The organism is Gluconobacter aidae (assembly GCF_009547075.1).
GTDB classification, from domain to species: Bacteria; Pseudomonadota; Alphaproteobacteria; order Acetobacterales; family Acetobacteraceae; genus Gluconobacter; species Gluconobacter aidae.
In genome coordinates this window covers 1-11,663 of sequence record NZ_WIPH01000028.1, presented here as the reverse complement: position 1 = coordinate 11,663, position 11,663 = coordinate 1, and the positions used below count along the sequence as shown (strand labels likewise).

The window sequence follows — 11,663 nt, the reverse complement described above, 5'->3', positions numbered from 1 at the left end:
GTTTTACAGTTTTGCCGTAACTCCGAAGCGGAAGGCCCGCCCAAGAACACCATTCTGGGCCCAGGACGAATTGTAAAGGTAGGAACCGTAGGTGCCGAAGTCATACGGGGCCTTGAAACCGGCCAGATTGTAGATGTTGACGTAGCCTGCCCACTGTTTGTTGAACTGGTAGTTCACAGTCATGTCGATGTCCCAGAAGTGACGGACATTGCACTGGGACGGATAGAAGCTGCTGACGTCCTGATAGAGCGCGTATTTGCAGTTTCCGGCCGTGCCTGGACCGTCGTTGTCTTCCGCCGTGCCGTGATAGCCGCTGGTGTAATAAACCGTGAACGTCGTCGAGAGCTTGTTCCACGTGAAGGTATTCTGCCAGTTGGCGCGCCAGCGCGGCGTACCCGATGCCGAGGTCGTATTCCACGGGCCTTCGGTTCCGGCAAAGCGCTCCACGCCCACGCCCGGAATGGTCTGGTTGAAGCGATGGACCCATGTGGCGTGGCCGTTGCTGTACCAGTTGATCATCTTCAGCGGACCGGGCAGGCGATGGCTGATCGAAAGATTCAGATCCACGCCGTCGGTCATCATGCTGTCGGCATTGATATAGGACGATTCAATGATGCCGGCGCGGCGTGGTGCGTCAGGATGCAGCGGATCCGCAACGTCGGGAATTACTGTATCGCCGTCGATCGAGACCGTCTTGTTGGTATTCAGCGCCTCGTAAGCCGAAGCTACCGTCGCTGCCGGGATCGGGTTGGAGACAATGACGTTCTTTTCGCGGATGTACCAGTATTCCGCGCTGAACGTCATCCACGGGACGGGATGGAAAACCGGGCCGCCCGTGAAGGTATTGTTCGTCATGGGCTTGAGGTTCGGATTCCCCACGCTTTCGCCACCCAGGCTGTAGGCCTGCGCGTAGTCATCCTTGGTCCCATTGGCGTTGAGGTGCTGGTTGATCCAGGTCAGGTTCGACGGGCCATAAGATGTATAGCCAATCGTGGTGCCGTTTGTTTCGTAGAAGCTCGGGACCTGGAAGCCCTGCGACCATGTTCCACGAAGCATGAACTCCTTGGTGGGCTTGAAGGTGACGCCGATCTTCGGGGAGAAGTGACTGAAGCCTGTGGAGTAGGAGTCGTAACGTCCCTGGAAATCGGCGTTCAGCATTTTCACGATCGGCGCATTCAGCTCGAAATATCCGGAATAGACATAACGATGGCCGATCGCGCTGAACGGATTGATGCTTTCATACTGGTTGTTGACGTCGCTGGGATCGATCGGGTTGGCATTCGGAGCGTTGAAGCCTTCGTAACGGACATTGGTTCCAACGGCGAGGTTCAGCATGCCGCCTGGTAGCCGTACCAGTCCCTTGGTGACAGAAGCCTGCCAGGAATATTCTTCTGTCTTGGAGTGGACGATTTCCGTCGGCGCGATGGCGCGCTTTGCCGCGGTGGAGTTTGCGGCCTGATCAACGAAGTTATACGTGCCGTTCTCGATCGCATAATCAAGATCGGCAATATTGATATTGTTGTCATATCTGGTGGAAAGATCGGTATTCATGCCGACAAAACTGGAATCATAGTTCCAGTCCCCGCCCCAGTTGGAAGGCTCCCACCCGGTCAGATGCATGGAGCCGCGATAGTTCTGCGAGAACTGGGTTTCGGCCGTGGGATCTATGAAACGACCGTAAATCTGTGCGCTTTCGCCCAGAGCAGCATAAGGATCATTGGGGTTCAGTGAACCGTTCGGCAGGTAGGCAGGAGCAAGCACGCCTTCGCTCGTTCCAAGCTGGGACTGCGTGTTGGCGTAGAACGCGCTCGGAGTACCCGTATAATAGGACAGGTTCTGTGAGTAGGTGAACATGCTCACCAGCTTCGCGCGCGGACCGAGCTTGACCGTAAGATGGGCGGTTGCTTCCACGCGGCGGTCATAAGGTGAGATGACGCCGTATTTCGAGACTTTGTCCTGTTGGCACAGACTACTCACCGAACCCGCCGGAGTGCCGGCAACGTATCCGGAATGAGCCCCTGACAGTCCATTGCACCCGGAGGTGGAATTCAGTAACTGATAGCCGCTGAGCGCTTTGCCGTTGCTATCGACAGCCTGCGCCACGGCGCCTGTGGTCTGCGTGACGGCATTGGTAAATGTTCCATCGGAACCCAGCAGGTTGCCATCAGCGTTTCCGCCGCCAATGCCCGTGAGGTTGCTCGTATTGTATGGATAGCCGAGCTGGCTGTTGGTGATCATGTCATCGGACTGGTATTCCGAGTTGACGTAGAAGTTGTAGCCATCCTTATCCAGGTCGCCCACGCCATAATTCGCGTAGAGCCGCTGATGGCCGCCATAGCCGCCCTGATTGAGTCCGCCTTCGGCGTTGCCTTCGAAGCCCTTGATCTGTTCGCGTGTGATCATGTTGATAACGCCGGCCACGGCGTCAGCGCCGTAGAGTGCGGAGCCGCCATCCTGCTGTACGTCGATGGTCTGGACAAGAGACGCGGGCATCCAGTTCGTATCGACGAAGTTGCGCGCGCCATCGTCGCCTGCGGGATAGTAAGACAGGCGCATGCCGTCCATCATTACGAGCGTTGCGGATGTCTGAAGGCCACGAAGGGAAGGGGCGGATGCGCCGCCCGCGAAGGCGCCGTTCGCGGAGAAGGCGTTGGTCAGGTTGCCCGAACCGTTGGATGACAGAAGCTGGAGGGCATCGGTCACGGTTTTGATGCCACGTTGCTGGAGCTGTTTGGCCGTGATCTGTTCGATCGGAGACGCGCTGCTCAGGTTTTTGTCGTGGAACAGCGTGCCCGTGACGACGACGCTCTCGGCATGCGTCGAATTTATGCCGGTGCTGACAGCATTTTTCACAGTCGCCCTGCGCGATGCCGCAGTGGACGACGTCTTGCCCGTTACAGAGCGGTTGAGAGCCTTGTTCTGCTTGGTGCTGTCAACGCTGTCCTGCGCGGTATTGACAGCCTGGGCCTGTGCCGAGCCGGCGGAGACCGCGGCAGCGGCGCCGGTCAACGCGGAAAAGGCGAAAAGCACGATGTTCCGACGTGAGGCGGACCTGATGTTCATGAAAAAACAATCCTCAAGCTAGGCAGGAAACTGGGGATTAGTCACGAGAAAGAACCGTTCCGGTAAAACAACGGACTACGTCTGATAGCTTGACTTTATTGTTACAAAAACTGTTAATCCTTACAAAAAATCATCAAAAATAAAATTTATGGGATGTGTTGCATAAAAACATACATTTCTTTACTGTAACATTATATGTGCTGCCTGCCTGTACGGACGTCCTTTCTTCCTGAAACGGGGAAAGCGCTTCATTGTGGGAGGTCAGGTTTTGAACCCGGCGGATCGAGGCTTTCCGGCTTTTTGATCATGACGTTTACATAATGGATATGGCCGTCATCCTTCATGGAGATTGGCTGGCTCGGCGCGACGTGTTCATCGTCGACCCGCATGAAGAGATCTCCCCGGCAGATATGGTCGGGGTTTTCTATCAGGATGTGATATTCTGACGTTCTCCAGTGCAGGCGTACTTCATACGAAGGCCATGCCGAGGGAATGCACGGGTTTATCAATAACCTGCTTTCTTCAACCTGCACGCCAAGCAGTGTCTCGATTCCGATGCGCTGCATCCACCCGGCCGATCCCGTGTACCAGGACCATCCACCCCGCCCGACATGCGGACTGGAAGAGTAAACATCCGCAACAACCGCATAGGGTTCGACCTTGTAACGGTCTGCCGCCTTCTGATCGCGGGAATGGTGAATCGGATTGAGCGTCGAGAACATCTCATGCGCCGCATCGCCTTCTCCGAGCAGAGCCGTCGCCATGACTGTCCAGAGAGCCGCGTGCGTGTACTGGCCGCCGTTTTCCCGAATGCCCGGCGGATAGCCCCGGATATAGCCCGGATCTGGTTCCGAGGTATTGAAGGGGGGCGTCAGGACCATGATGATCTCCTGCTTCAGATCAACAAGCTGTTCCTGAACGGCCTGCATGGCCTGTCGCGCGCGCTCGGGAGAGCCCGCTGCTGAAATCACGGCCCATGACTGGGCAATGGCATCGATGCGCCCCTCACTGTTGGCGTGACTGCCCAGAGGGCTTCCGTCATCGAAATAGGCCCGCAGATACCACGCACCATCCCACGCGGCTTCCAGAGCGGTTTCAAGCTCCGTCATGACACGGGTCCATTTCTCGACGTGTTCGGTGTCCTGTCGTGCCCGGGCAAGTGGAAGGAACGCCGACAGCGCTGCATGGGTGAACCATCCCAGCCAGACACTTTCTCCTTTTCCGGCTTCGCCAACACGGTTCATGCCGTCATTCCAGTCGCCGGTTCCCATCAGCGGAAGACCGTGCGCCCCTCTCCGCAGGCTGTGATCGAGTGCAAGGATGCAGTGCGTGTAAAGAGAGGCCGTATTGTCCGTAATTTCCGGCTGGAGAAAGCGCTCATGCTCCCCATCCGCCAGGACTGGCGCGCTGAGGAAAGGTATTTCCTCATCCAGCACCGTCGTATCCCCACTGACACGGACATACTGCGCGACGGTATAGGCGAGCCAGGCACAGTCATCCGAAATCCTCGTGCGAACACCGTTGCCCTTCTGGGGGAGCCACCAGTGTTGCACGTCTCCTTCGGGAAACTGCCGGGAGGCTGCCCGGAGCAGATGCTCCCGGACCAGCTGGGGAGCGGCCAGAACGAGAGACATTCCGTCCTGAAGCTGATCCCGGAATCCATAGGCGCCGCTGGCCTGATAGAAACCCGCCCGGGCCCAGATACGGCTGGACAGGGACTGATACAGCAGCCAGCCATTGAGCATGATATCCATGGCGCGGTCCGGCGTCTGAACCTGAACGGTTTTCGTGACCGTTTCCCATCTGCGATGGACCGCCTCCAGAATGGCGTCGAGATCTGCCGTTCTGTACTGCCGGACAAGCTGCTGGGCATGTTCGGTATTCCGCCCCTGACCCAGCAGGAAGAGGATCTCGGTGCTTTCGCCGGGGTCGAGCGTGACGACAGTCTGCAATGCGGCGCAAGGATCAATGCCGGCCCCGATAACGCCCTCAAGCGGGCCACCCCGGACAATGGCTCCGGGTGCGGAAAGGGTACCGTTCGGACCAATGAACGTGCGCCGGTCATCCGTGCAGGACGTCTGCTGACCTGCCAGATCCGCAAAGGCGACCCGCTCTCCAAATGTCTCGCCCCATCTGTTCCTGACGAACAGCGCGCTGGATTCCGGGTCCTGCTCCGTGAAAACAAAGGGTGATGTCGTGCCGCGGGACTGTCCGAGCACCCATTCGGTATAGGTCGTGATGCGCAGGGTCCGGGGACGTGATGAGGTATTGGTCAGTTTCAGTCTGGAAATCCTGACGGGATCTTCAGGTGGCACATAGTGCAGCAGGGTCGCGGCAATCTCGTTGGCGTTGCGCTCGAACCGGCTGTATCCGCGCCCGTGCCGGCAGACATAAACGGCATTGTCGTCCGGGCACACGGCCGCCACCGGGGACCAGAACTGCCTGCTTTCCTCATCACACAGGTAGAATGCCTCTCCGGTCGGGTTGACGACCGGATCATTGGACCAGGGGGTCAGCTGGTTCTCCTTGCTGTTTTCGGACCAGGTATAACCGCTGCCTTCCGCAGAGACCTGAAAGCCGAAATGGGGACTGGAAACGACATTGACCCAAGGCGCGGGGGTGCGGGCCCTCCCACGGATGATGACGGCATATTCCTGGCCGTCAGATGTAAAGCCGCCATATCCGTTCGCCAGTTCCAGCGCGGGCAGTTCAGGCGTTTCCTGCGCGCCGTGGTAGAGCCGGCAGGGACGGAGGGCGGCCTGAACGGCTTTCGGATGTTGCTTCATTTCGAGCCGGGTGATCTGATGTTGCAGGTTCCCACCTTTTCCCGTCAGGACGACGCAGGCCACCGAGAACAGAAGCTCTCTGACCGTTTCGGGCATGAGCGTCCCTCGCAGGAGACGCACGGTTCCCGGCTGTTCGGAAGAGCGGACCAGGGCTTCAAGAGCGTGTTGCAGATCCTGCGCATAAGATGCCGAATGGTCGTTCAGAATACCGAGATCAAAAGCCAGGCCCTTGAAACTCAGATAGTCATGGGCCGTGAGAATGCTCCGTGCGAGGTCGAGATCCTCGCTTTCGGCAATAACCAGAAGCAGGATCGGCAGATCGCCGGAAATCCCCTGTCCCCACAGGTCCGCCTGTTTGCCCGCCCCGCGTTTGATGCGGGCAGCCGACGCGCGCAAAGCCGGTCCCGGAAACAGGAGATGCCCCGCAAGCTGCTGGAACAGGTCCGCCTGGACAGGCTGGATGTCCAGATGCCGCAGATGAACTTGGGCATGCGTCCAGGCGAGGGTCAGCGCACGATCGAGATCCGCGTCATTCTGATGGCGCACGATGCTCTGCATGAGGGCTTCGCGTGTTGAGGCCACGATCGTCCAGAATGAAACATGCCGCGTGGAACGTGCGGGAAGTGTCAGTTTGCAGCGTGCGGAGAAAACAGGATCCAGAACCGTTCCGGTTGATCCGGAAAGCGGTCCTGTTTCCGTAACGGCGATCGGCTCCCGCAGATCCCGTCCACGCCCGATGAAGCGGGAGCGATCGGTTTCAATGGAAAGATCAGTGCCACCCACAACCAGATGCGCGGCCCAGATATCCGGGTCGGACGGATTTCTCTTGCGCCGTGTGGCGATGATCGCCTTGCAGTCCGGAAGATATTCCGTCTGGACAAACATCTTGGCGAATGCCGGATGACTGATGTCCATTCCCGGCGGGCACAAAGCGAGTTCCATATAGGACGTGACATGAACCTCGACTGCTGCTGCGCCGGAGTTCCGGACCGAGATGCGACGAAGTTCGGCGTCGTCCTCGGCTGAAACCAGGACTTCAAGCGTCGTCGTCAGCTTGTTGTCCTGCCGCGTATAGGTCGCGCGATCTTCCCGGAACTCGATATCGCAGCTTTCAGCTTCGACACCGGAAGGCTGCAATCCGGCCGTCCAGACGTGACCGCTCCCGGCGCGCTGGAGATAGATGTAGCTCCCCCAGTTATCGAGAGTAGAGTCCTGTCGCCATCTCGTAACCGCCTGATCTCCCCATTTGCTGTATCCGGACCCGGCGGCCGTCAGCATCACGCTGTAGCGTCCGTTTGAAAGAAGATGAGTGACAGGCGTGTTCGTGTCCGCCGTGCGAAGATGACGGCCGCCGGACTGCAACTGGACGGTCAGCGCGGCTGGCGCGGCTTCTTCTTCCTTCAGGGGCGTCGTGATGACGCCGCCTGTCGGCGCGCGCTCCTGAAGCAGCAGCTCCGCTGCCCCGATCATGGGTTCCGCGTGAAAGCGGGAGCGCATGAGACCTTTCAGGACCGTATCGGATATGGCGAGGATGGACATGCCCTGATGATGGGCCATGTAGGAATGAATGACCGCAACAGTCTGGTTCGGTTGCAGCCGCGCCTTCGTATAGTCCAGCGCCTCGTAAAACCCATAGGTTCCCTGTGCTCCGGCGGCCTGAAGGGCCCTGAAGTTCTCCGTGGCCAGATGCGCGTCAACCATGGTGGCCAGCGCCGTGGCGTAAGGCGCGATGACAAGGTTCTGCGCCAGCCCCCGTTTCATCCCGAGGCCTGGAACGCCAAAATCGGAATACTGGTAATTATAGTCCAGATCCCGGGCATTATAGGCGGATTCCGAAATCCCCCAGGGCACACCGCAGAACTGCCCGTATTCGATCTGACGCCGGACAATCTGCCGGCTCGTCTCTTCCAGCAGACTGTCAAAAGGCGCCGCCATAATCAGGGACGGCATGAGATATTCGAACATGGACCCCGACCACGAAACCAGCGCCTCTCCATGCGCCACGGTGGCCAGCGGCCGTCCCAGACGAAACCATTCCCAGGCGGGAATGTCGCCTTTCGCGATGGCGAAGAAGACAGCAAGACGGGCTTCCGACGCCAGCAGGTCGTAGCAGTTCCCGTCCAGCGTGCCTTCATTGACGACATAGCCGATGGAAAGCAGCTTGCGGTCTGTGTTCCGGAGAAATCCGAACTCCATCTCCAGCGCCATGTTTCTCGCACTCTGCGCGATCTTCTGGAGTTCGTCATGGAGCAGGGGACTGCTGTCGAGATCCCTGCGTTCACTCTGGATGCAGTCCTGTGCCGCATGCAGCCAGAAAAGAAGGTCCTCCGCGCCTGTGGTAAAGCTGTCTTTCCCTGTCTGCCCTGCCGTGGCCCGCCTGTGCAGGAGATGCACAAGCTCTTCGGCCTGACCGACCAGCATCTGCACCCTGTAGGCAAGCGTGATCTGGCTGGCATGCCCGTCCTGCATGTCCTGAAGAACGGTCTCTATGAGTTGCGCGAGTTCCGAGGAACGGAAGACATCGCTTCCCGATGTGGCCTGTTCAAGTGCGAGGTTCAGGGCGTCGCGCACACCTTCCCGCCAGGTGTCGGATTTCCGGCCTTTCTGGATCCATTCCTCGCAGGCGCAGGCCAGCGTAATCAGATGGCCGGCCAGATTGCCGCTATCGACGGTGGACACATAAACGGGCGGCAGCGGGGAAAGATCGGCAGTACTGTACCAGTTATAGAAATGTCCCCTGAACCGTGGAAGCTGCGCCATGGTCCCGAGCGTGGCGCTCAGGCGCGATGTGGCGTCCGCGACGCCGATCCAGCCGAAATCGCAGGCCGCGACAACGGACAGAAGATAAAGCCCCATATTGGTCGGGGATGTCCGGTGCGCGACGAGCGGAGCAGGGGTCTCCTGGAAATTGTCTGGCGGCAGCATGTGATCGGCGGCAGAGACGAATGTCTCGAAATACCGCCATGTGCGCCGGGCCTGCATCCGCATGAAAACGGTCTCGGCCTCGGTCGCTTCAAGCCTGCGGGCCGAGGCGCGATACTGGCTGGCTTTCCAGGCGATCGCTGGCGACAGGCACCACGCCAGCGCAAAAGGCAGAATGACGAGCCAGACCCAGGGAGCCGACACAACCATGACGATTGCCGCCAGCAGGCCGATCAGAACGGCTCCGTTCATCTGGCGGAAATATCCCTGGATCTGCTCGCGCGGCGCTTCCGCCGCCTGAGCCGCCGTAACCCATTGCAGAAGATGCTTGCGGGTTACAAAAACGCGGGCCAGCGTCCGGCTGATCGCATCGCCCGCAAGGCAGGCCTGATCGGCCAGAAACGCGAAGCACAGCGCCGTGGTCAGGGCCGTGCGCTGAAGATCGACCGTCAGAAGGGAAAAATAGCTGCGGAATGTCTCTCCGCGTCTGCGTCTGATGATATCCACCAGAAGCGGCAGGGACGCCGGAATGACGAGGGTCGAGACAATGCACAGGCTCCACACGAGGGCATTGTGAAACCCGAGAAACCAGCCCGCGAAGAGCGCCCCGATGGCCATGGGGGCCGAAAGACTGCGGCGCAGATTGTCCAGCATCTTCCAGCGCGCAATCCCCGTGAGCGGATTGGTCCTGATCCCGATGGTCGAAAAACGGCCCATCCATGAGAAAATCCACGGCAGAAGCTGCCAGTCCCCCCGGATCCAGCGGTTGAGCCGCGCAACCGAGACCAGATAATCGGCTGGATATTCCTCAATGACCTCGATATCGGTGACCAGGCCGGCGCGGGCAAAAACGCCTTCAAAAAGATCGTGGCTCAGGAGCGTCCCATCGGGAACCCGCCCTGCCAGGGCCGCTTCGAACGTATCGATTTCGTAAATGCCTTTTCCGGCAAAGGATCCTTCGGCGAACATGTCCTGATACAGGTCGGACACGGCGGCCGTGTAGGGTTCTATTCCGTTGGGACTTGAGAAAACCCTTTGGAACAACGTGCTCTGTCGCGCTTCGGGCAGGGACGGCGTGACGCGCGGCTGGAGGATCGCATAACCTTCCGTGACCCGTCCTTTTGCGGGATCGAACTGTGCATTATTGAGCGGATGGGCGATCTTTCCCACGAGACGCCTGACGACCTCATGCGGCAACCGCGTGTCGGAATCCACCGTTACGACATACCGGACATTCTGCGGAATATTCTGCCCGGCCAGACTGAAAAAACTGGTATCCGTCGCGCCGCGCAACAGCCGGTTCAGTTTATGCAGCTTGCCGCGCTTGCGTTCCCAGCCGATCCATTTTTCTTCGCTGGCACTCCATTGCCGCCTGCGATGCAGGAGCAGAAATCGCGTCCCCGCAGGCCCCGCGCCATAAGTCTGGTTCAGGCGGGCGACTTCCCGGCTGGCGACCGCCAGCAGTTCCTGGTCACCTTTCCGGTTTTCCGTGGATGAATCCGTCCAGTCTGTCAGAAGGGCGAAGTAGATATCGCCATCCCGACTGGAGAGATAGTGTTTCTCAAGGCGGTTCACCATTTCCAGAATGGAGGAGCGCTTCGTCAGAAGGGTCGGGACGACAACCATGGTCCGCAGATGTGCTGGAACGCCGTCCTTGAGTTCAAGCGCAGGAAGTTCCGAGACCCGGATGGCCCACATCAGGAAGCGGTTCACACCCGCCACAACGGCATCCGTGGCTGGAATAAAGCCCAGAACAATCAGCGCGCACGCCGCCCGGCCGGACAGGTTTCCATTCATGACAGACAGAAAGGCCGACAGCAGAAGAAGCGTCAGTAACGTAACGCCCAGACTGTATCCCGTGATGCCGAGCCGACGGCAGATCTGCCCGACCTGGACCCGCAGCGGTGCCCGGAATTTCAGTTCGGCTTCAAATCCCGGTCGTCCTTCCGCCAGAAGGTAATAGCCCGGATCAGCGCGGCGGGGATCGGGGTTGTCTTCATTGGCCGCCATCGCGGCGAGGGACGTGACCCTGTTCGCGATGTCACATTCCGTATGTGTGGAGCCTTTTGCAAGGACCTCGATGGCTTTGCTGTACAGGTTGCGGGTCGCAGGGTCCATTTCCGGAAAGGCGGGGTAGCGATAAAGGATCTGGCTGACTGCGCTTATTTTTTCAAAGATGCTGCTCCAGTCCAGCGTGGTTATCAGCCGCATGCTCGTAATGATGTTTCTGATGGTCGCATTCAGGGCGCTTTGTTCCTGCAACTCTTCATGCACGATCTGCTCCAGGGTGGTTCCTTTTTCCTGCAATATTCCTTCCAGCCACAGGAAAGCCGGGTCTTGTTGTGGATCACGCCCCTTCAGGCGGTGCGCGAATTGTACAAGAAACGCCGGCCCCAGTGTTTCCGTGTTTATTTTGGAAAGAGTTTTGATAATTTTCGTATTGCTGCTCTGAGTATCGAGAAACACTGTATTGGCAAGCGCGTTGGCCTGTTTCTGTTGCTGAAGATTCTGGCAGATCTTGTCCCCCACGCGCCGGAGGTTCTCGATCAGGACGATCCTGATCTGGGTCGGAATGGCCCAGAGTTCCCTGATCAAAAGAGCTCTGCGGTCCTGATAGGCGCGCAGAAACTGGCAGAGTGTCTTCGGTTCAATATGGCTGTCCGTATGCGCCACGAGAACCCAGGCGATTTCGAAAACCCTGGGCAGGCCAGCAAAAGCCCCACTGGAAAGCTCGGGAAGGTCTTTGTAATATCCCGGTGGAAGATCGAACCGGATAGTCTGTATCTGTGCGTCCATCAGGTAATAATTGTCAATCAGCCACCCTCCTGCCGGAGTAATCTGCCCCCCATTTTCGGCGGCTTGAGACAAAAGAATATTGGCATCAAGAAGAAC

General features: G+C 58.6%; 2 protein-coding genes. Both read right to left on the bottom strand.

Going from position 1 to position 11,663, the window contains the following annotated elements; all coding sequences use genetic code 11:
* Nucleotides 1-3: 3 nt before the first annotated feature.
* A complete protein-coding gene (locus tag GFJ39_RS10895) occupies nt 4-3,063 on the bottom strand; it encodes a TonB-dependent receptor domain-containing protein (RefSeq protein WP_153431363.1) in 3,060 nt (1,019 codons plus the stop codon).
* A gap of 248 nt (nt 3,064-3,311) precedes the next feature.
* Nucleotides 3,312-11,663 (bottom strand): GH36-type glycosyl hydrolase domain-containing protein (locus GFJ39_RS10890; protein ID WP_153431362.1); only part of this gene is annotated, 8,352 nt, incomplete at its 5' end.